Origin of the sequence: Limnohabitans sp. Rim8 (assembly GCF_945869175.1) — a bacterium.
Classification (GTDB): domain Bacteria; phylum Pseudomonadota; class Gammaproteobacteria; order Burkholderiales; family Burkholderiaceae_C; genus Limnohabitans_A.
In genome coordinates this window covers 1-19,918 of the sequence record NZ_CAMBNZ010000048.1, presented here as the reverse complement: position 1 = coordinate 19,918, position 19,918 = coordinate 1, and the positions used below count along the sequence as shown (strand labels likewise).

Below are 19,918 nucleotides of genomic sequence, written 5' to 3'. Positions count from 1 at the left end.
GTAACGTGCTTGCGAGCTTTGGGGTCGAACTTCATGATCGACATTTTCTCGGGCATGGTTTTCTTGTTTTTGCTGGTCGTGTAGAAGTGACCAGTGCCAGCTGTGGATTCCAGCTTGATTTTTTCGCGTCCGCCTTTGGTTGCCATGGTGTATGACTCCTAATGTTTTGGGTTTAGGCTTGGCCGCGTTCGCGCAGGTCTGCGAGAACGGCGTCGATGCCATTTTTATCGATCAGGCGCAGAGCAGCGCTGGAAACGCGCAGGCGCACCCAACGGTTTTCTGTCTCAACCCAGAAACGACGGTATTGCAGGTTCGGCAGGAACCGGCGCGTGGTTTTGTTGTTGGCGTGGGAAACATTGTTTCCCGTCATTGGGCCTTTGCCCGTTACGTCGCAAACGCGTGCCATGAGGACACTCCGATACTTATAAAACAGCCGGTGCCGATGGGCCTTGTGCAATCTGCACAGGGCTTGGCGTTCCAGCCTCACCTCGCCAAGTTGGGTGGCGGTATCCCAGATCGCTGTGCCTGTGATCCCCAATCAAAAGTTGGGGCAGAACCAGCAAAGCCTTGGATTATAACCAGAAATCAAGCCTGGTTTTGCTCCAAGAAGCGCTGGGCATCCAGCGCCGCCATGCAGCCTGTGCCGGCGCTGGTGATGGCCTGGCGGTAAACATGGTCCTGCACGTCACCGGCCGCGAACACGCCCGGCACCGACGTCTGGGTGGCAAAGCCCTTCAATCCGCTTTGGGTCACGATGTAAGCATTTTCCATTTCCAATTGGCCTTGGAAGATCTCGGTGTTGGGCGCGTGACCTATGGCGATAAAACAGCCTTTGAGCTCGACGTCTTCCAAACTGCCGTCTTTGGTGCTTTTGAGGCGTACACCAGTGACGCCTGTCGCGTCACCCAGGACCTCTTCGAGGGTTTGGAATGTTTTGAGCACGACCTTGCCTGCGGCGACCTTGTCCATGAGTTTGTCCACCAGAATGGGCTCGGCCTTGAATTTGTCGCGGCGATGGATCAAATAGACCTTGCTGGCGATGTTGGAGAGGTAAAGCGCTTCTTCTACGGCGGTGTTGCCGCCACCGACCACGCAGCACAGCTGTTCACGGTAGAAAAAGCCGTCGCAGGTGGCGCAGCCACTCACTCCGCGGCCCATGAAAGCCGTTTCAGAGGGCAGACCCAGGTACTTGGCCGAAGCGCCGGTGGCGATGATCAGGCTGTCGCAGGTGTAGGTGCCGCTGTCGCCGATCAGGGTGAAGGGGCGCTGCTCCAGCTTCACAGTGTGAATGTGGTCAAACACGATTTCGGTGTTGAACCGCTCAGCATGTTCTTGAAAGCGCTGCATCAAGTCGGGGCCTTGTACGCCGTGCACGTCGGCGGGCCAGTTGTCCACCTCGGTGGTGGTCATGAGTTGGCCGCCTTGGGCCATGCCCGTGATCAACAGGGGTTTGAGGTTGGCGCGAGCCGCATAAACGGCGGCGGTATAGCCCGCAGGCCCAGAGCCGAGGATCAGGACTTTGGCGTGTTTGGAAATAGCTGACATGAGGAGCAATCGTGTTGTGCAATCGATGAAAAGAAAGGATCGGCGCAAGGCGCCGAATGGGACAATTGTAAGAAACACCCGATGGCACCGATCTTAGAGGGTTGGTGATGGGGTGAAACCGCCCAAATCACGGGCTTGATGGGGTAAGCTTGACCCTTAATTTATGACCTACTCTTTGCACACATTGACCCATCCCACGGATCGGACCGAGGAGCTTCAAGCGCCGCAGACTTTTTGGGCACGTTTTGCCCAAGAAATCGCCTTGTTGGTCGGTGGCGCCGCGCTTTTGTTGTGCCTTTTGGCATTCCTCAGCTACCAGCCCACCGATCCGGCTTGGACGACCTCAGGCAACGGACACGCGGTGCGCAATTGGATTGGTCGCGCAGGTGCCTTGTTGGCCGACTTGGCTTATTTCAGTTTGGGTTTCTCCGCTTGGTGGTGCTTGGCGGCGGCAGGTCGGGCTTGGTTGGTGGGCTTGGCGCGTTGGATGCGGGGCGCCAGAAACGAAGGCATTGCCCATTCTGCCTCGCAAGAGCCGGGCGGTCGGTGGTCATTTTGGCTCGGTTTGGTGTTGCTTTTAGCCGCCAGCACCAGCATTGAATGGGCCCGTTTGTACCGTTTGGAAGCCCACTTGCCTGGGCACAGTGGAGGTGTTTTGGGCTATTTGGTCGGATCGGCCGCTGTTCGTTGGTTGGGATTTACCGGTGCTGCACTCGCGGGTTTGGCCTTGGTGGTGGTCGGTGTGGCTTTGGTTTTTCGCTTTTCTTGGGGCCATTTGGCGGAGGCGGTCGGTTCGCGCATCGATGGATTGATCCGTTCGCGCCATGTCAAACGCGAAATCCAAGAAGACCTGGCCATGGGCCAGCAAGCCTTGCGTGAGCGAGAACAGGCGATGCCGCTGCAACCCATTGAGCCGCAATGGGACATGGGCAGTCTGAGCCCCGCACCAGAGGGGCAGCTAGACCTTGAGCTGGTGCCTTTGCCTGTTGCCTCCCCTGTGGCCAGGGTAATTGAGCCCCCAGTCATGGAGGTGCCGCGCAGCGAACGGGTGGTGAAAGAACGTCAAAAACCACTGTTCACCGAACTTCCTGACAGCAAACTGCCCCAAGTCGATTTGCTGGACAGATTGTCCATTCGCCAAGAGACCGTTTCGCCCGAAACGCTGGAAATGACCAGCCGCTTGATCGAGAAGAAGCTCAAGGACTTTGGTGTCGAGGTGCGTGTGGTGGCCGCGGCCCCTGGCCCGGTGATCACCCGCTACGAGATCGAGCCAGCCACGGGTGTCAAAGGCTCGCAGGTGGTCAATCTGGCCAAAGACCTGGCACGTTCCCTCAGCTTGGTGTCGATTCGCGTGATCGAGACCATCCCAGGTAAGAACTTCATGGCATTGGAGTTGCCCAACGCCAAGCGCCAATCCATCAAGCTCAGTGAAATCCTGGGCTCGCAGGTCTACAACGAAGCCAAGTCCATGCTGACCATGGGATTGGGCAAAGACATCATTGGCAACCCCGTGGTGGCCGATCTGGCGAAAATGCCCCACGTTCTCGTGGCCGGTACCACGGGTTCGGGCAAATCGGTCGGTATCAACGCGATGATCTTGTCGCTGCTTTACAAGGCCGAAGCGCGCGATGTGCGCTTGCTGATGATCGACCCCAAGATGCTGGAAATGTCGGTGTATGAGGGCATCCCGCACCTGTTGGCTCCGGTGGTGACCGACATGCGCCAAGCGGCTCACGGCTTGAATTGGTGCGTGGCTGAGATGGAAAAGCGCTACAAGCTGATGAGCAAGATGGGCGTGCGCAATTTGGCCGGCTACAACGTCAAAATCGATGAAGCCACCGCCCGAGAAGAGTTCATCTACAACCCCTTCAGCCTGACGCCGGACGATCCCGAGCCGCTCAAGCGCTTGCCGCACATTGTGGTGGTGATTGACGAGTTGGCCGACCTGATGATGGTGGTCGGCAAGAAGATCGAAGAGCTGATCGCACGCCTGGCCCAGAAAGCCCGTGCGGCAGGCATCCATTTGATCTTGGCCACCCAACGCCCCAGCGTGGACGTGATCACCGGTCTGATCAAGGCCAACATCCCGACGCGCATTGCCTTTCAGGTGTCGAGCAAAATCGACAGCCGCACCATTCTTGACCAGATGGGCGCCGAGGCCCTGCTGGGCATGGGCGACATGCTTTACATGCCATCGGGCACAGGTTTCCCCATTCGGGTGCATGGCGCGTTTGTGAGCGATGAAGAAGTGCACCGTGTGGTGAGCTACCTGAGGAGCCAAGGCGAGCCCGATTACATCGAAGGCGTGCTCGAAGGCGGCACGGTGGAAGATGACGGCGGCATGCTCGGGGAGGGCGAGAACGCTGAAAAAGACCCGATGTACGACCAGGCCGTCGAGGTGGTCTTGAAGAACCGCAAAGCCAGCATCTCGCTGGTGCAGCGTCACCTCAAAATTGGCTACAACCGCGCTGCCCGCTTGGTTGAAGACATGGAAAAAGCGGGTTTGGTCAGCAGCATGAGCGGCAGCGGCCAGCGCGAAATTTTGGTGCCCGCACGGGCAGAGTGAGCGCCATGAACAACCGTTTGTGCACGCGACGCACTGCCTTGGTTTGGCTGTTCAAGTCTTGTGGGGTCGGTGCGTCTTTGACCTGGGGCACCCTCGCTTTTGCCGACAGTGTTGACCTGTTGGCCCAGTTCATGAAGCAAGCCCGCAGTGGTCGTGCCCAGTTCACCCAGGTGGTCACCTCACCCAGCCGCGCAGGGCAAATTTCCCGGGCCAGAACATCAAGCGGGAGTTTCGAGTTCCAGCGCCCCGGCAAGTTTCGTTTTGATTACCGCAAGCCCTTTGTGCAAACCATGGTGGCCGATGGGCAGACGCTGTGGCTGCACGATGTGGACTTGAACCAGGTCACGGCCCGCAAACAGGCTCAGGTCTTGGGCTCAACCCCAGTGGCATTGCTGACGTCGGCGGCTGATTTGCAGGCCCTCAAAACCGACTTCCAATTCACGCCAGAGCCTGACCAAGACGGGCTGCAATGGGTGCGTGCCTCGCCACTGGCGCTGGATGGGCCCATCCGTTCGGTGATGGTGGGCTTGCGCGCTGTCAGCACGGGGCCCGAGTTGGCGGTGCTGGATGTGCAAGACAGCCTGGGCCAGCGCTCGGTGCTCACATTTTCTGCTTTTGAGCTCAACCCGGCCTTGTCTGCCAGTATTTTTGTGTTCAAGGCACCCGCAGGTGCCGATGTGATCAAGCCTTGAGGCAAGAGGGTCGCGCATGAACGCCGCTCCATTGCCCATGCATGTGCCGCTGGCCGAGCGCTTGCGCCCGCGCCATTTGGGGGAGGTGATGGGGCAGCAGCACTTGTTGGGCGAGGGCATGGCGCTTCGCCTCGCGTTTGAGTCGGGTCAGCCGCACAGCTGCATTTTTTGGGGCCCACCGGGCGTGGGTAAAACCACCATTGCCCGATTGATGGCCGATGCATTTGATGCGCAATTTTTGAGCATCAGCGCGGTGCTGGGGGGCATCAAAGACATTCGCGAGGCCGTTGAAAAAGCCGAGGCCGCCCGCTCGGGCTTGCAGGCGCAGCGCACCATCATGTTTGTGGACGAGGTGCACCGCTTCAACAAAAGCCAACAAGACGCGTTTTTGCCGCATGTGGAAAGTGGCTTGTTGACCTTCATCGGTGCGACCACCGAAAACCCGTCTTTCGAGGTCAACTCGGCCTTGCTCTCGCGGGCAGCGGTCTATGTCTTGCAGCCTTTGGCGCAGGACGATCTGCAACTCATCGTGGAACGTGCGCAAGGCATCCAAGCCATACCTGCCATCGAACCTGAGGCCATGACCCGTTTGCTCGCCTATGCCGATGGCGATGCGCGGCGCTTGCTCAACACGCTGGAGACCCTGGCCATGGCGGCCAAACAAGAGGCCATTGACCCGGTGACCGACACCTGGCTGATGCGGGTGTTGGGCGAACGCATGCGCCGCTATGACAAAGGCGGTGAGCAGTTCTATGACACCATCAGTGCCTTGCACAAATCGGTGCGTGGCTCCGACCCCGATGCGGCGCTGTATTGGTTCGTGCGCATGCTCGACGGCGGTGCGGACCCGCGCTACATGGCGCGTCGTCTCATCCGCATGGCCAGCGAAGACATTGGCTTGGCCGACCCGCGTGCGCTGCGCATGGCGCTCGATGCCGCCGATGTGTATGAACGCTTGGGCAGTCCAGAAGGCGAGTTGACGCTGGCGCAGTGCGTGATTTATTTGGCCATGGCCCCCAAATCGAATGCCGCTTACAAGGCGTTCAAGGAGGCCAAGGCCTGGGTCAAAAAAGACGGCACCCGGCCCGTGCCCATGCACTTGCGCAATGCGCCCACCGCATTGATGAAAAATTTGGACTATGGCAAGGGCTACCGCTACGCCCACGACGAAGAAGATGGCTTTGCGGCTGGTGAGCGGTATTTGCCGGATGGCATGCCCGATCCAGGTTTTTACAGACCGGTTCGCCGAGGACTTGAAATCAAAATTGCGGACAAACTGGAGGAGCTGCGCAGGAAAAATGCCGCCACAGGGTAATTCCCGACGGGATTGAATACCAAGGGGATACTTTCTTTCACTACAATCCCGCCACCCCGCCCGGTGTCTTCACCTTCTGGCGGGGTTTTTGCTAATGGTCAGGGCTTGCCCAAAAGGTGGGCCTGATTTGAGAACAACAACCGAAGCGAAGACCCGTTAAGCGCGGGTCAAAACACGGAGAAATATATGGACGTCTTCCTTCAGCAGGTCATCAATGGCCTGGTCATGGGCAGCATGTACGCCTTGGTGGCCTTGGGCTACACCATGGTCTACGGCATCATCAACCTGATCAACTTTGCGCACGGCGAGGTGCTGATGGTGGGCGCTCTGACAAGCTGGTCGGCCATCGGGATGATGCGAGACGCCATGCCTGGTGCACCCGGATGGGTCATTTTGATTCTGGCCACCCTGATCGCGTGCGTGGTTGCGGGGGTGCTGAATTTTTCGATCGAAAAAATTGCGTACCGGCCGCTGCGCAACAGCCCCAAGCTGGCGCCTCTGATCACGGCCATTGGTGTGAGCATCTTGCTGCAGACCTTGGCCATGATCATCTGGAAGCCCAATTACAAGGCCTACCCCACTTTGCTGTCGAGTACGCCCATCAACATGGGCGGCGTGGTCATCACGCCCACGCAAATCATGATTTTGGGCGTGACAGCGGTGTCGCTGGCGGTTTTGATGTGGCTGGTCAATTACACCCGCTTGGGACGCGCCATGCGGGCCACCTCTGAAAATCCGCGTGTGGCCGCATTGATGGGGGTCAAACCCGACATGGTGATTTCGGCCACGTTTGTGATTGGCGCGATTTTGGCGGCCATTGCCGGTGTGATGTACGCCTCCAACTACGGCACCGCGCAACACGCAATGGGGTTCTTGCCGGGCCTCAAAGCCTTCACCGCAGCGGTGTTTGGCGGCATCGGTAACTTGTCCGGGGCCGTGATTGGCGGCATTTTGCTCGGCTTGATCGAAGCCATCGGTTCTGGCTACATCGGCTACCTGACAGGCGGCGTGCTGGGCAGTCACTACACCGATATTTTTGCGTTCATTGTCTTGATCATCGTGTTGACCCTGCGCCCCTCGGGCCTGATGGGTGAACGTGTGGCCGATCGCGCTTGATGGAGGTGAGCATGAAAAACAACAAAACACTTCAAACCATTTTGATCGGCGTGGCCCTGTTGGCCTTGCCTTTGGTTCTGCAGATCTTTGGCAATGCCTGGGTCCGCATTGCCGACATGGCCTTGCTCTACATTTTGTTGGCCATTGGCCTGAACATTGTGGTGGGCTACGCCGGTTTGCTGGATCTCGGTTATGTGGCGTTCTTCGCGGTAGGAGCCTACATGTATGGCCTCTTGTCATCGCCTCACCTGACCAACACTTTTGAGTGGATCGCTGCCGCATTTCCAGCGGGCATGCACATGCCGATTTGGCTCATCGTGCCAGTGGGGGCCGCATTGGCGGGCCTGTTTGGCATGTTGCTCGGTGCGCCGACGCTCAAGTTGCGGGGGGACTATCTGGCCATCGTGACCTTGGGCTTTGGTGAAATCATCCGCGTGTTCATGAACAACCTGGACCACCCCGTCAACATCACCAATGGCCCCAAGGGCTTGGACCAGATCGATCCGATTTCGATTTTTGGTTTGAATTTGGGCAAAAAGTTGATGATCGGTGACTTCGAAATCGCTTCGGTCTCGCTCTATTACTACCTGTTCCTGAGCTTGGTGCTGGTGACCATTTTGATCTCGCACCGCCTGGAGGTGTCTCGCATTGGCCGCGCCTGGATGGCGATACGTGAAGACGAAATCGCCGCCAAGGCCATGGGTTTGAACACGCGCAACCTGAAGTTGCTGGCGTTTGGCATGGGGGCCACTTTTGGTGGCGTCTCGGGTGCGATGTTCGCTGGCTTCCAAGGCTTCATCTCCCCTGAATCCTTCAGCTTGATGGAGTCGGTGATGATCGTGGCCATGGTGGTTCTGGGTGGCTTGGGCTATTTGCCTGGCGTGATATTGGGAGCCATTTTGTTGTCGGCTTTGCCCGAGGTGTTGCGCTATGTCGCAGGCCCTTTGCAAGAGATGACTGGCGGTCGCTTGGACGCCTCCATCATGCGCCAATTGCTCGTGGCTTTGGCCATGATCGTGATCATGTTGATGCGCCCTCGCGGGCTGTGGCCTTCGCCTGAGCATGGCCAATCGCTCAAGACGAAATGAAGGAGCAGAACATGAACCCCACAGCCAACCAAGACACCGTCCTCCACGTCTCGGGCATTTCCAAGCGATTTGGCGGTCTGCAGGCCCTTTCTGATGTGGGCATCACCATCCAGCGTGGTCAGGTCTATGGCCTGATCGGTCCCAACGGCGCAGGCAAGACCACTTTTTTCAACGTGATCACGGGGCTTTACACGCCCGACAGCGGCAACTTTGAGTTGGCAGGCAAGCCCTACCAACCGACGGCGGTGCACGAAGTGGCCAAGGCCGGCATTGCCCGTACCTTCCAGAACATCCGTTTGTTCGCCGAAATGACCGCCCTTGAAAACGTGATGGTGGGTCGCCATGTGCGCACCCATTCGGGTTTGCTGGGTGCGATTTTCCGCACCCCCAGCTTCAAGGCCGAAGAAATCCAGATTGCACAGCGTGCTCAAGAGTTGCTCGACTACGTGGGCATCGGCAAATACGCCGATTTCAAGGCCCGCACGCTGTCTTATGGTGACCAGCGCCGTCTGGAAATTGCCCGTGCTTTGGCGACCGACCCGCAATTGATCGCTTTGGACGAGCCTGCTGCCGGCATGAATGCCACCGAAAAAATCCAGCTGCGCGAGTTGATTGACCAAATCCGCAAAGACAACCGCACCATCTTGCTGATTGAGCACGATGTGAAGCTGGTCATGGGCCTGTGTGACCGCGTCACGGTGTTGGACTATGGCCGGCAAATTGCCGAAGGCACACCTGCCGATGTCCAGAAGAATGAAAAAGTGATTGAAGCCTATCTGGGCACGGGAGGGCACTGAGATGGCCAATGTTCTTTTGAAAGTCAAAGACCTGCAAGTCGGCTATGGCGGCATTCAGGCGGTCAAGGGCGTGAGCCTTGAAGTGCGCGAGGGCGAGTTGGTGTCTTTGATTGGCTCCAATGGGGCGGGTAAAACCACCACCATGAAAGCTATCACCGGCACCTTGCCCTTGCAGGCGGGCGACATCGAGTACTTGGGCAAGAGCATCCAGGGCCAAGGCCCCTGGGACTTGGTCAAGCAAGGCCTGGCCATGGTGCCGGAAGGCCGTGGCGTGTTCACCCGCATGACCATCACCGAAAACCTGCAAATGGGCGCCTACATCCGCTCGGATGCCTCTGGGATTGCGGATGACATTGAAAAGATGTTCACCATCTTCCCGCGCCTGCGAGAGCGCAAAGACCAGCTGGCGGGCACCATGTCCGGTGGCGAGCAACAGATGCTGGCCATGGGCCGCGCCCTGATGAGCCGCCCCAAAGTCTTGTTGTTGGACGAGCCGTCCATGGGTTTGTCGCCCATCATGGTGGACAAGATTTTTGAGGTGGTGCGCGATGTGTACGCCCAAGGCGTCACAGTGCTGCTGGTGGAGCAAAACGCCAGCCGCGCTTTGGCCATTGCCGATCGCGGTTATGTGATGGACTCGGGCCTCATCACCATGACGGGCATCGGCAAAGACATGCTGGAAGACCCCAAGGTGCGTGCCGCCTATTTGGGCGAGTGATCAGTCGACCCGTGCACCGCTGGCCTTGACCACGCTCTCGTAGCGGGTCAACTCCTTCTTCATGAAGGCCCCAAATTGTTCGGGCGTGTTGCCCACGGGTTCGGCCAGCAGTTGCGCGAAACGGGTTTTGGTTTCGGGTGTTTGCAGTGCGGCGGCGAAGGCCTTATTCAGCCGCTCCACCACGTCGCGTGGGGTGGCCGCAGGGGCCACCAAACCCCACCAGGTGTCGATTTCAAAATCTTTGAGCGTTTCGCTCATGGCCGGGATGTCGGGCAGGGCGCTGCTGCGCTGTCCAGTGGTCACGGCCAGGGCTTTGAGTCGGCCCGATTTGATGTTGGCGGCCGCTGTGGCCAGGTTGTCGAAGTTGAAGTCCACTTGCCCCGACAGCAAGGCCAGCTGCGCCGGATTGCCGCCGTTGTAAGGAATGTGCACCGCAAAAATGCCAGCGGCGCGTTTGAACATCTCGCCTGCAAGATGGCCTGCACTGCCGTTGCCACCGGAGCCAAAGTTCAGTTTGGCGGGGTTGGCTTTGGCATACGCCACCAAATCGGCCAGGGTATTGATTTTGAGCCGCTGTGCAGTCTCGGCGTTTATCACCAGCACATTGGGCACGCGCAGCATTTGCGTGATGGGTGCAAAGTCGCGGCTCGCGTCATACGGCATCTTGGCAAACAGCCAGGGGTTGATGGCGTGCGTGGCCGTGGCGGCAATGCCGATGGTCAAACCATCGGGCGTCGCTTTGGCCACCAGGTCAGCGCCCAGGTTACCGCCCGCACCGGGCCGGTTCTCAATGATCACCGTGCCCAGGCTGTCTTTCACCCGCTCGGCCAAGGCCCGCGCGGTGACATCGATCGGCCCACCGGGGGCATAGGGCACGATGATGCGGATGGTTTTGCCCTGCGCCCATGCGGGCGCCGAGAGGGCCAGTGATGCGGCAGTGAATTTGCGGCGGGTGATGGCGGTCATGGTGGCTCCTGGATCGGTTGGTATCAGGCCTTGGCTTTGTCGGCCTCTGAAGTGAAGGAGTCGGCGTAAAACTCCTCCTCTGGCAGGCCGCCTTGGGCCAGATAGTCGTGCTTGGCCGAATCCACCACGATGGGGGCGCCGCAGGCATAGACCTGGTGACCCGACAAATCGGGAAAGTCCTGCAACACCGCCTGGTGCACAAAGCCGGTGCGACCGGTCCAGTGGTCTTCGGCCTCGGCGTTCGAGATCACGGGCACGAAGCGCAGATTGGGCATCTCGGCCAAGCGGGCCTCGATCCAGTCGGCCATGTACAAATCGGCCGGACGGCGGCCGCCCCAGTAGAGCGTGGCGGGGCGGGTGATGCCACGGTGCTGCATGTGCTCGATCAGGGCCTTGATCGGGGCAAAGCCGGTGCCCGAGGCCAACAGCACCATGGGTTTGTCGCTGTCTTCACGCAAATAAAAGCTGCCATACGGGCCTTCGGCGCGCAGGATGTCTTTTTCCTTCATGGTGGTGAACACCGGATCGGTGAACTTGCCGCCGGGCATGTGGCGGATGTGCAGCTCCACCGTGGGCGGGGCCACTTCCAGCGTGTGCGGCGCATTGGCCATGCTGTAGCTGCGGCGCGAACCGTCGCGCAACAAAAACTCGATGTACTGACCCGCGTGGAACTTCATCACGTCGTTGGCCGGCAGTTGCAGTTTCAACACGATCACGTCGTGGGATTTTTTCTCCAGACTGACCACGCGCACTGGCATCTTCTTGACGGGCAAGCCGCCTTCGGCTGTCACTTGTTTGGATTCGAGCACCACATCACTTTGGGCGGTGGCGCAACAGGTCAACACCAAACCTTGGGCTTCCTCCTCGTCGCTCAGGGCTTTGGCCTGGTGCGGACCGTGCACCACGGTGCCTGAGATCTTCTTGCATTTGCACGAACCGCAAGCGCCGTCTTTGCAGCCATAGGGCAGGCCAATGCCTTGGCGGATGCCTGCGGCCAGCAGGGTTTCGTGGTCATCTGCGTTGAAGCTGCGGCCACTTGGCTGCACAGAAATTTGAAAGCTCATCTTTTGGGTATCCTAGCGGGTATGAATGTGACCCGGAACCCCTGATTTTGCCTTCAAACCAAACCCCCTTGGGCGCTTTGCCCGCCCGTTTCCGGCGTCAGCGTGTTTTGATTGTGGGCTGTGGCGACGTGGGTCTGCGCACAGCAACACAATTGGGTGCGCCCAAGAGCCAGCGCGTGCGCTTGATGGCCTTGACCTCATCGCCAGATCGCGTGCTGTTGTTGCGCGCTTGCGGCATCACCCCTTTACAAGGCAATCTGGACGATGCGGACAGCTTGAAGCGCTTGGCCGGCATTGCGCACCGGGTGATCCATTTGGCCCCACCGCCCACCGAGCGGCGCGGGGAATCTGAACGCGATCCGCGAAGCCTGGCCCTGGTGCGTGCTTTGCGTTTGCGCTCGCCCCCCCAAGCGCTGGTGTACGGTTCGACCACGGGTGTTTATGGCGACTGCGGGGGACAGCGGGTGGATGAAACCCGCCCCGTCAAGCCGCACACCCCCCGTGCCCAGCGGCGTGTCGATGCCGAAGCCCTGATGCGGTTCTTGGGGCGCAGCGGTGTCTGTGTGAGTGTGTTGCGCATTCCCGGCATTTACGCGCCTGACCGTGAAGGCGGCACACCCCGTGAGCGCTTGATCAAAGGCACCCCCGTGCTGGTGGCCAAGGAAGACGTCTACACCAACCACATCCATGCCAATGACCTGGCCCGCGCCTGCGCTGCCGCCTTGTGGCGCGGCAAGCCCCAGCGCGTGGTCAACGTGACCGATGACAGCGATTTGAAAATGGGCGACTATTTTGATCTGGCCGCCGGCCTCTATGGTCTGCCCAAGCCGCCCCGTATTTCACGCAGCGATGCCAACACCGCGCTGCCCCTGATGCTGCTGAGTTTCATGAGCGAGTCCCGGCGCTTGGACAACACCCGCATGAAGCGCGAGTTGAAAATTGGCTTGCACTACCCGCATGTGCGCGACGGCTTGAGCCCTCAAGGCGCATTGTTTTCAGGTGCCCGATGAATTCCTTGCGCATTGACAAATGGTTGTGGGCGGCACGTTTTTTCAAAACACGCAGCCTGGCCAGCGATGAAATCGGCAAGAACCGTGTGCAGGTCAATGGGCAAGATGCCAAGCCCAGCAAAGAAGTCAAGCCCGGCGACACAGTGTGTTTGCGCCAAGGGGCTGTGGAGCGCACGGTCGTGGTGCAAGGCTTGAGCGGGGTGCGCGGTCCGGCCCCTGTCGCGCAGCTGCTCTACACAGAAACGCCTGAAAGCACAGCGGCCCGCCAAAAAGCAGCTGAGCAACACCGTCTGGCCCGCGAGCCTGCGCTCAGCATCGAACAAGGTCGCCCCACCAAGCGCGACCGTCGGCAAATCGAGCGCAACTGGAACGACCGCTGGAGCGCGGGGATCGACTGATGGCGCGGGTGCAGCACACGCTTGGCGCCTTGGCCATCACCCCGGCTGGTCAAAACCGTTGGTGCTTGCGCTGTCGCAAATGATGCAGACCGGCGGCATCCAAAGGCGTCAAATGAAGCCATTGATCCACCACCGAGGAATTGTCATGTTGCTTTCGCATTGGGCTCGCAGTTCAAACCGCCAAGTGAAACAGTGGCTGCTGGCCGCCAGCTGCTGCGCCGCGGCGCTGACGCCCGCCTGGGCTCAGGCCCCCAGCGACCCCGTCAAGGCCCGTGTTCAATCCATGGCCCAGTCGCAAGCACCTGCCTTGCTGGACACCCTCAACAGTCTGGTCTCCATCGAGTCGGGCAGCCGGGACCTGGAAGGCCTTGAAAAAATCAGCCAGTTGATTGGACAACGCCTGCAGCAATTGGGCATGGAGGTCAAAACCATTCCCACGCAGGCGCCGGACTTTCACCCACAACTCAAAGGGGCCAAGTTGGGTTCGGTGGTGATGGGGACCAAAAAAGGCAAGGGCCAAAAGAAGGTGCTGATGATCGCCCACATGGACACGGTGTATCTGAAAGGCATGGTGGCCAAGCAGCCCTTCCGCATCGATGGCAACCGGGCTTATGGTTTGGCCATCGCGGATGACAAGGGGGGCGTGGCCTTGATTTTGCAGACGGTACAGATGTTGCAGGATTTGGGTTTTGACGATTACGCCGAGCTCGCCGTGGCCATCAACGGCGACGAAGAAATCGGCTCGCCCGGCTCCAGCGCCTTGCTGATTCGCTTGGGCGAGGAGTACGACGCGGTGATGTCCTTTGAAGGCGGTGGCGTCGACAGGGACATGGTTCGCCTGGCCACCAGCAGCATTGCCATTGTGGAAATGAAAGTCACAGGCAAAGCCTCTCATGCCGGCGCCAACCCCGCAGCCGGGCGCAATGCGGTCTACGAATTGGCACACCAGATGCTCAAGACCCGCAATTTTGGCGACCCAGCCAAGGGGCTGATGATCAACTGGACGGTCGCCCGTGGTGGCGATGTCCGCAATGTGATTCCAGCTTCCGCCAGCGCCATTGCCGATGTGCGATCGTTGTCCAACAAGGACCTGGACTTGATGGAGTCCAGTCTGAAAGAAGCCATCAAGGACAAGTTGATCCCGGACACGCAGATCGACTTGAGTTTTTACAGAAGCCGCCCGGCCTTTGAAGCCACACAAGCCTCACGGGTCATGGCGCAGCATGCCTTGGGTATTTTTCAGGAAATTGGCCAAAACCTGCTGGTTCAGGAGCGTGCCACCGGCGGGGGCACGGATGCCGCGTTTGCTGGCCTGCGCCCCAAAGGCGGCGTGCTGGAGAGTTTTGGACTGCGGGGCTTTGGCGCCCACTCGAACGACGACGAGTACATCTTCATTGACTCGATTGCACCGCGGCTGTATTTGTCCACCCGCATGGTGATGGATATCGGCAGCGGCAAAGTCAAATGGTGAAAAGCACGCAAGTGTTTATGCGGGTTTCAGGGGTTTGTCTGTGAAAACTACCGAATGTTGGAGAGCAGCTTCTTATCAACCACCAGGTTACGCACACCGTGTGCGTGGTCTTCTTTGAAGTTGTTGTCCTTGCACCATTCACCCACAGATTGGGCATGGACTTTTATCACACGGGGACGGACGCTCCAAGAGACCTGCAAGGGGGAGCCTTTTTCGACAGTGGACAGTTACAACGGCGGTCTCTCATGGGCTCTTCCTTTGGGTTGGCAAGAAGCAGTTGTGAAAATCTCTGAGAAAATCATTACCCGTCCTGGTATTTGCATGTCATCGGAAAATATGCTTTCTAATTTTTAAATAAATATAAAAGTATATATTTTTTAAGCTGAACTTTAAATGTCTAAAAAACTTTAGGGGTTCAGTTTTTCTGCATTTATTTCGGTTAAATTATGCCCTCAGAAGTATTTGGCCTTTTGGTCCGTATTCGAAAGTTGTGAAATTGTTTAACACAAAATCTAAGGCTTAACTTTAGTGGGTTTTAGAAGTTAAAAAAATCGATATGGAAATTCAAAGATTAAACATTGCCGTGTTTGGAAGCTTTTACCGTGGCTATTACGTTTTGGACGAGCTGCTGCATGGTCCGCTGAAGGACCACTTCAATGTTGTGGGTGTGGCGAGCGATGACGTCAGCGAGTCCTTCGTCAGCGGTCAGGTCAGGGTTTGGCAATACCCGCATCTGCCGGAGGAAGAGTTGTTGGTCGAGCGCCGATCGAACGAGCTTGGGCTGCCTTTTTACAAGGGCCGCGTGAAGAGTGATTTCTTCTACAACATGTATGAACAACAATGGGTGCCGGATATTTGCATTTCGGCCACTTTTGGCCAGCGCATTGACTCTCGGCTGTTCAATTTCCCCCGCCTGGGCTTTTTCAATATCCACCCCTGCATTGAAGACGGTTGGCCCTCCAAGTACGCTGGCCCCAATCCTTTCCAAGCCCTGATGGACGATGGCCACAACCACACCAAGGCGGCTTTGCACAGGGTAGATGATGGTTTTGACACGGGTGAACTGGTGGCGATGTCTTCGCGCGTTGCCATTCCACCAAGCGCTACGGTGGTTGACATGCACAAAATCAGTTCCCCTACTTTCGCCCGTTTTGCAGTTTCCGAGCTGGCTCGGTTGACAGGAGTCGCCCCATGAAGCATTGGATTTTCGCGTTGTTCAAGGCGTTTTGCGTCCTTTTGCCGCTGTGGTGCGGCGTTTCTTATGCCAAAGGCAGCACGACCGAGCCTGTATCGCATCTGGTTCGGGTGCCCGATGGCCGCATGGTTGCACCTGACATCGCGCGCATTCTGAACCGAGGAGAACTGGTCGTTGCGCTGCTGGACAAGGACACACCGCCGTTTGTCATGGTCAAGGATGGGGTCATCTCTGGTGTAGACATTTCGCTGGTCAGGCAGGTGGCTGCGGAGTTGAAGGTGCCTGTCCGATTTGACCGCAGCGCAAAAACCTATGACGAAGTGGTGCAGCTGGTGGCTGAAGGGCGTGCTGATCTGGGTGTCAGCAAACTCGCGCGCACCCTCAAACGGGCGCAGTCCGTGCAGTTTTCAACGCCTTATTTGCTCTTAGACCATTCCTTGTTGGTGAACCGTGTTGCCTTTGCCAAGTTGACCAACGATCAGTCGGCAGTGCAGGTGGTGCGTAATTTCAAGGGAACCATTGGCGTGTTGGCCGGTTCAGCCTGGGAAGAGTTTGCCAGGCGCAACTTTTCGCGCGCCAAAGTGGTTCCGTTTGCCACCTGGAATCAGGCTGTGGAAGCGGTCAAACGCGGTGAGGTAGTGGCCGCCTATCGGGACGCCATTGAAGTCCGAATGGTCATGCTCTCGGACCCCAGCCTGGCTTTGACCTTGCGCACGGTTTCTTTTACTGACCTCAACTCGGTGCTTTGCATGATGGTGGGGCCACGCGACAGCATGCTCTTGTCTTTCGTCAATGAAATCGTGGCACGTCAAATTGAGCCAGTCACTTTGAATGCGCTGTTGAAACAACTCCAATAAGATCTTGGCATGCAAAATTTATCCTTTCGAGCCAAATTACACCGCTTCTCCACCAGTCCATTGACGGTGTTGGCCTGTGTCGTGTTGGGCGGGCTGCTGGGCTGGGCTGCCCCAGCATTCTCTAAAAACCTGGCGTTCGTGGGGCTGGTTTACTTGGACCTGCTTGCGATGATCGTGTTGCCATTCATGGTGTCGGCCGTGATTTTTAGCATCCAAAGGCTGCTCAAGGATGGCGGTGCCGGCAAAATATTGGGCAAGATCACCATGATTTTTGTGGTTTTCTCCGTCGCGGGCGCACTGGTTTCTGGGGTGGGCACATCGTTCATTGAGCCTGGCGGCCAAATGACGATTGCCAACAAGGCAGCCATGGGTAAGATCATCGGCGAGAGCGGCGAAAACGGCGACATTGCGATGGCTTTGCGCAGCGTTGAAGAGCAAGCTGCTGTCAATACAGTGACCAAATTCGTTGAATCGCTCATACCGACCAATATATTTGACTCACTGGCCAAGGGTGAAACACTCAAAGCCTTGGTTTTTTCTCTTTTGTTTGGATTTGCTGTGGGCCATTTGCGTGGGGGCGTTTCTGACAGCATGGGGCAGACGCTGGAAACGGTTTACCAAGCCTGTCAATTGCTGACACGGTGGGTCAATATTCCGGTCCCACTGGTGTTGATTTGCATGACAGCCAGCCAAATTGGCAACACTGGCTTCGATCCTTTGGTCATCATGATGGAGTTTGTGGTGGCGTTTTCAGTCATCAGTTTGGCTTTGCTGGGTATGTCTGTGCTGGTCCTCAGGTGGCGCAGTGGACGCCCGTTTGCCGAGGTTTTTGACTCCATGCGCGAGACCCTCACCCTGGGAGTGGCCACCAACAGCAGCGCCAACTGTATGCCGGCCATGGTGGACGGTCTGGTCGATCGACTTCGTTTTGATCGAGCCCGTGTGGAATTGCTGGTGCCGCTGGGCGTGTCCTTGTTAAGGGTCGGGGCGGTCGCGTATTTTGTTTGTGGCACGCTATTCGTGGCGGAACTCTACGACCGTCACCTGACAGCCATGGAAGTCGGTCTGGTGGTTTTGGTTTCAGCCTTGTCGGGATTTGCCTCAGCCGGAATGGCCGGCATATTGACCATTTCTCTTATTGGTACAGCCTGCTCCTACTTGGGACTGCCGTTTGAAGCGGCCTTCATTTTGTTTGTCGCAGTGGACCCCATCTGCGCCATGCTTCGTACTGCCGTAACGGTGATCAGTTGCTGCGCCGCGGTCTCCATGGTCTGTGATAAACCCAGTCTGTCCGCAGAGTCGGACCTTCAACCGCTTGGGGTTCCCCGAGCGTGACAACTTGAAAATGGCCCTCTTTGGCGAGCCTAAGGACATTTATGCCGATGACTCACATATGGCGCTCCCGGTTGAGGGCATTTGGATTGGCACTGACCCTGGCCGCCATGAGCCCTCTCGCTTTCTCGCAGCGGAGTGGTAACGACGACTTTCACGACAAGTTGATGCAAATTGGCACCGGGCCCAGCGGCGGGTCATTCGGGCCGATAGGCGATACCCTTTGCGAGACCATGAACAGGGTGCGCTCCAGCACTTTGGTGCGTTGCGTACAATTTCCGTCGGCAGGTTCTGTGTTCAATATTTACGCCGTCGCCAACGGATCACTTCAGCTGGGTTTTGGTCAAGAAGATTTGGTTGCCGAAGCGGCCGTCAACAGCAATGCCAAGGGCGGCAACTTGTTGCGCAGCGTGGCCCTCTTTCACAACTCACCCATAGGCATCATGGTGCGTAAAGCCTCTGGAATCACTGAGCTTTCCCAGATAACCAAGGGCATCGTGAACAAGGGCAACAAGGGCTCGGGCATTTTCGCCAATGCCACCGCCGTCCTCAATGCCATGAACTTGACAGAGCGCGATTTTGCAGGCGTGACCTTTTTGCCACCGACCGAGTTTGAGCGGGCATTTTGCGAAGGGCGTGTGGACGTCATTTTCAATGCCTTGGCACATCCTTCCGATCTGTACCGCAGGTTGCGCAAATGCGGGGGCGAGTTCCTTGATATTCCGCCTGACATCATGAAAAAGATGATGGCCAACAGCCCGCATTTGCGTCCCATGGACATTGCAGCGGGTATGTACGACGCCCAGCAAGGAGAGGTCAAGACGCTGGGTATGCGAAACGTGTTGGTTTCTAACTCAGAGGTTGACGAAGAGGCCATCTACCGGGTCGCTAAATTGATCAACTCTGAATACAAAAAAATGCAGCTCAAACAGCCTTATCTTTCCAGCATGAAGCAGATGCGCCAAAGTGATGTTAATTCGCTGGCGGTGCCGCTACACCCAGGCGCTAAGCGCGCATTGCAGGAAGTGCAGCCATGACCGCATCACAAAAAACGCCTCGTTCTTTAGCCAAACAATGGTCTGTGGGATGCAGCGTGGCCTTACTTGCGGTTTGCGCATTGATGCGGGCTCCCGCAAACGCAGCGGAAATGCCGCTGAGTGCAGCTCCCACCGTCTTGGAAGTATTGAATTCCTTGCGGCCAGACCTTAAAAAGGTTGCCCGCTCGGAGTCTCTGGAACGTGCGACTTCGGCTCTGCAACTCGCAGCCGACTTGAAACTTCCGCAGGCCAGCAGGGCCATCAATGAGGCGCTGCAACTGGATCCGCGTAACCCATGGCTGCATTTTTTTAACGGCTTGATTTACCACCTGCAGGCGCGTCAAGGGGATACTGAAAAAACCAACACCGCGATTGAAGGCTACCGACAAGCGATTCGTTTCGACCCGAACAATTGGCTCGCCCATGAATTCCTGGGCCTCGCTTATATTGAGCAGCGAAAATACGGCAATGCGCAGGCGACTTTTGCAGAGGTTCTCTTGAGTCGACCCAATGACCTCGATACGCTTCAGCGCATGATGGCATCGTCGTATCTTGCCGGTGACGCCGCAACTGCTTGCAACATGGCCGACCGGATCGGCACCTTGCAACCAGTGCACCCCCCCAAGTTTTTGCGCTCTGCTGTGACTGTGTATGCCGCTTGTGGTGACTTCCAAAAGTCGCAGGCCATGCGTGAGCGGTATGGCGCAGGTGGACCCAGCGCAGAAGATCTTGAGCGCTTGGACTTGCGCGT

Annotated in this window: 19 protein-coding genes and 1 pseudogene; 15 read left to right on the top strand and 5 right to left on the bottom strand. The window is 57.7% G+C overall.

Annotated elements, in window-relative coordinates:
- The 3 genes from rpmG to trxB all read right to left on the bottom strand — a co-directional run.
- The coding region (rpmG, locus tag Q0O19_RS08720) for a 50S ribosomal protein L33 (RefSeq protein WP_295522030.1) at positions 1–146 on the bottom strand (146 nt) is incomplete at its 3' end.
- Between the two features lie 26 nt (positions 147–172).
- The gene (gene rpmB / locus Q0O19_RS08715) at positions 173–406 is read right to left on the bottom strand and encodes a 50S ribosomal protein L28 (protein WP_295522025.1); all 234 of its coding nucleotides are present in this window, start codon (positions 404–406) and stop codon (positions 173–175) included.
- Between the two features lie 179 nt (positions 407–585).
- On the bottom strand, positions 586–1,545 hold the full coding sequence (gene trxB / locus Q0O19_RS08710; RefSeq protein ID WP_295522022.1) for a thioredoxin-disulfide reductase: 960 nt from the start codon (positions 1,543–1,545) through the stop codon (positions 586–588).
- Positions 1,546–1,708: 163 nt separating this feature from the next.
- Here trxB and Q0O19_RS08705 point away from each other — a divergent pair, with 163 nt between their 5' ends.
- From Q0O19_RS08705 to Q0O19_RS08675, 7 genes are all read left to right on the top strand, one after another.
- Positions 1,709–4,111, top strand: coding sequence for a DNA translocase FtsK (locus Q0O19_RS08705; protein WP_295522019.1), 2,403 nt, complete (start codon positions 1,709–1,711; stop codon positions 4,109–4,111).
- Positions 4,108–4,803 carry an outer membrane lipoprotein chaperone LolA gene (gene lolA / locus Q0O19_RS08700; RefSeq protein WP_295522017.1) on the top strand — a complete coding sequence of 232 codons (696 nt, stop codon included), beginning with the start codon at positions 4,108–4,110 and terminating at the stop codon, positions 4,801–4,803. Before Q0O19_RS08705 ends, lolA begins: the two co-directional genes overlap by 4 nt.
- A 16-nt stretch (positions 4,804–4,819) precedes the next feature.
- Positions 4,820–6,118, top strand: coding sequence for a replication-associated recombination protein A (locus tag Q0O19_RS08695; RefSeq protein ID WP_295522015.1), 1,299 nt, complete (start codon positions 4,820–4,822; stop codon positions 6,116–6,118).
- Between the two features lie 186 nt (positions 6,119–6,304).
- Positions 6,305–7,234, top strand: a complete 930-nt coding sequence (locus Q0O19_RS08690) for a branched-chain amino acid ABC transporter permease (RefSeq protein ID WP_295522013.1) — start codon at positions 6,305–6,307, stop codon at positions 7,232–7,234.
- An 11-nt stretch (positions 7,235–7,245) separates the two neighbouring features.
- Positions 7,246–8,322 (top strand): ABC transporter ATP-binding protein, encoded by a 1,077-nt coding sequence (locus Q0O19_RS08685; RefSeq protein ID WP_295522010.1) that lies wholly within the window; start codon positions 7,246–7,248, stop codon positions 8,320–8,322.
- On the top strand, positions 8,319–9,119 hold the full coding sequence (locus tag Q0O19_RS08680) for an ABC transporter ATP-binding protein (protein ID WP_295522007.1): 801 nt from the start codon (positions 8,319–8,321) through the stop codon (positions 9,117–9,119). Before Q0O19_RS08685 ends, Q0O19_RS08680 begins: the two co-directional genes overlap by 4 nt.
- Position 9,120: 1 nt before the next feature.
- Positions 9,121–9,837: an ABC transporter ATP-binding protein gene (locus tag Q0O19_RS08675; protein ID WP_295522004.1), complete on the top strand. Its 717-nt coding sequence runs from the start codon at positions 9,121–9,123 to the stop codon at positions 9,835–9,837.
- Here Q0O19_RS08675 and Q0O19_RS08670 read toward each other — a convergent pair whose 3' ends face one another.
- Positions 9,838–10,803 carry a tripartite tricarboxylate transporter substrate binding protein gene (locus Q0O19_RS08670; protein WP_295522002.1) on the bottom strand — a complete coding sequence of 322 codons (966 nt, stop codon included), beginning with the start codon at positions 10,801–10,803 and terminating at the stop codon, positions 9,838–9,840.
- Positions 10,804–10,826: 23 nt separating this feature from the next.
- The gene (locus Q0O19_RS08665) at positions 10,827–11,867 is read right to left on the bottom strand and encodes a CDP-6-deoxy-delta-3,4-glucoseen reductase (RefSeq protein ID WP_295521999.1); all 1,041 of its coding nucleotides are present in this window, start codon (positions 11,865–11,867) and stop codon (positions 10,827–10,829) included.
- Between the two features lie 47 nt (positions 11,868–11,914).
- Here Q0O19_RS08665 and Q0O19_RS08660 point away from each other — a divergent pair, with 47 nt between their 5' ends.
- The 8 genes and pseudogenes from Q0O19_RS08660 to Q0O19_RS08625 form a co-directional block, all read left to right on the top strand.
- Complete coding sequence (locus Q0O19_RS08660) at positions 11,915–12,877, top strand: SDR family oxidoreductase (RefSeq protein ID WP_295521996.1); 963 nt, start codon at positions 11,915–11,917, stop codon at positions 12,875–12,877.
- A complete protein-coding gene (locus tag Q0O19_RS08655) occupies positions 12,874–13,275 on the top strand; it encodes an RNA-binding S4 domain-containing protein (protein ID WP_295521993.1) in 402 nt (133 codons plus the stop codon). The genes Q0O19_RS08660 and Q0O19_RS08655 overlap by 4 nt, the downstream gene beginning before the upstream one ends.
- Positions 13,276–13,420: 145 nt before the next feature.
- Positions 13,421–14,746, top strand: a complete 1,326-nt coding sequence (locus Q0O19_RS08650) for a glutamate carboxypeptidase (protein ID WP_295521990.1) — start codon at positions 13,421–13,423, stop codon at positions 14,744–14,746.
- Between the two features lie 583 nt (positions 14,747–15,329).
- The gene (locus tag Q0O19_RS08645) at positions 15,330–15,941 is read left to right on the top strand and encodes a formyltransferase family protein (protein WP_295521986.1); all 612 of its coding nucleotides are present in this window, start codon (positions 15,330–15,332) and stop codon (positions 15,939–15,941) included.
- The gene (locus Q0O19_RS08640; RefSeq protein WP_295521983.1) at positions 15,938–16,798 is read left to right on the top strand and encodes a transporter substrate-binding domain-containing protein; all 861 of its coding nucleotides are present in this window, start codon (positions 15,938–15,940) and stop codon (positions 16,796–16,798) included. The genes Q0O19_RS08645 and Q0O19_RS08640 overlap by 4 nt, the downstream gene beginning before the upstream one ends.
- Positions 16,799–16,807: 9 nt before the next feature.
- Positions 16,808–18,133, top strand: coding sequence for a cation:dicarboxylase symporter family transporter (locus Q0O19_RS08635; protein WP_295521980.1), 1,326 nt, complete (start codon positions 16,808–16,810; stop codon positions 18,131–18,133).
- Positions 18,134–18,174: 41 nt separating this feature from the next.
- Positions 18,175–19,167 carry a TAXI family TRAP transporter solute-binding subunit gene (locus tag Q0O19_RS08630; RefSeq protein ID WP_366939058.1) on the top strand — a complete coding sequence of 331 codons (993 nt, stop codon included), beginning with the start codon at positions 18,175–18,177 and terminating at the stop codon, positions 19,165–19,167.
- Positions 19,164–19,918: pseudogene (locus Q0O19_RS08625) on the top strand (hypothetical protein); the annotation flags it as partial. The gene Q0O19_RS08630 and the pseudogene Q0O19_RS08625, both read left to right, overlap by 4 nt.

Excerpts from the sequence above, each read along its gene's own strand:
- rpmB (WP_295522025.1), bottom strand. The coding sequence starts at position 406 with ATGGCACGCGTTTGCGACGTAACGGGCAAAGGCCCAATGACGGGAAAC.
- trxB (WP_295522022.1), bottom strand. The coding sequence starts at position 1,545 with ATGTCAGCTATTTCCAAACACGCCAAAGTCCTGATCCTCGGCTCTGGG.
- Q0O19_RS08705 (WP_295522019.1), top strand. The coding sequence starts at position 1,709 with ATGACCTACTCTTTGCACACATTGACCCATCCCACGGATCGGACCGAG.
- Q0O19_RS08695 (WP_295522015.1), top strand. The coding sequence starts at position 4,820 with ATGAACGCCGCTCCATTGCCCATGCATGTGCCGCTGGCCGAGCGCTTG.
- Q0O19_RS08690 (WP_295522013.1), top strand. The coding sequence starts at position 6,305 with ATGGACGTCTTCCTTCAGCAGGTCATCAATGGCCTGGTCATGGGCAGC.
- Q0O19_RS08685 (WP_295522010.1), top strand. The coding sequence starts at position 7,246 with ATGAAAAACAACAAAACACTTCAAACCATTTTGATCGGCGTGGCCCTG.
- Q0O19_RS08680 (WP_295522007.1), top strand. The coding sequence starts at position 8,319 with ATGAAGGAGCAGAACATGAACCCCACAGCCAACCAAGACACCGTCCTC.
- Q0O19_RS08675 (WP_295522004.1), top strand. The coding sequence starts at position 9,121 with ATGGCCAATGTTCTTTTGAAAGTCAAAGACCTGCAAGTCGGCTATGGC.
- Q0O19_RS08670 (WP_295522002.1), bottom strand. The coding sequence starts at position 10,803 with ATGACCGCCATCACCCGCCGCAAATTCACTGCCGCATCACTGGCCCTC.
- Q0O19_RS08665 (WP_295521999.1), bottom strand. The coding sequence starts at position 11,867 with ATGAGCTTTCAAATTTCTGTGCAGCCAAGTGGCCGCAGCTTCAACGCA.
- Q0O19_RS08655 (WP_295521993.1), top strand. The coding sequence starts at position 12,874 with ATGAATTCCTTGCGCATTGACAAATGGTTGTGGGCGGCACGTTTTTTC.
- Q0O19_RS08650 (WP_295521990.1), top strand. The coding sequence starts at position 13,421 with ATGTTGCTTTCGCATTGGGCTCGCAGTTCAAACCGCCAAGTGAAACAG.
- Q0O19_RS08640 (WP_295521983.1), top strand. The coding sequence starts at position 15,938 with ATGAAGCATTGGATTTTCGCGTTGTTCAAGGCGTTTTGCGTCCTTTTG.
- Q0O19_RS08635 (WP_295521980.1), top strand. The coding sequence starts at position 16,808 with ATGCAAAATTTATCCTTTCGAGCCAAATTACACCGCTTCTCCACCAGT.
- Q0O19_RS08630 (WP_366939058.1), top strand. The coding sequence starts at position 18,175 with ATGCCGATGACTCACATATGGCGCTCCCGGTTGAGGGCATTTGGATTG.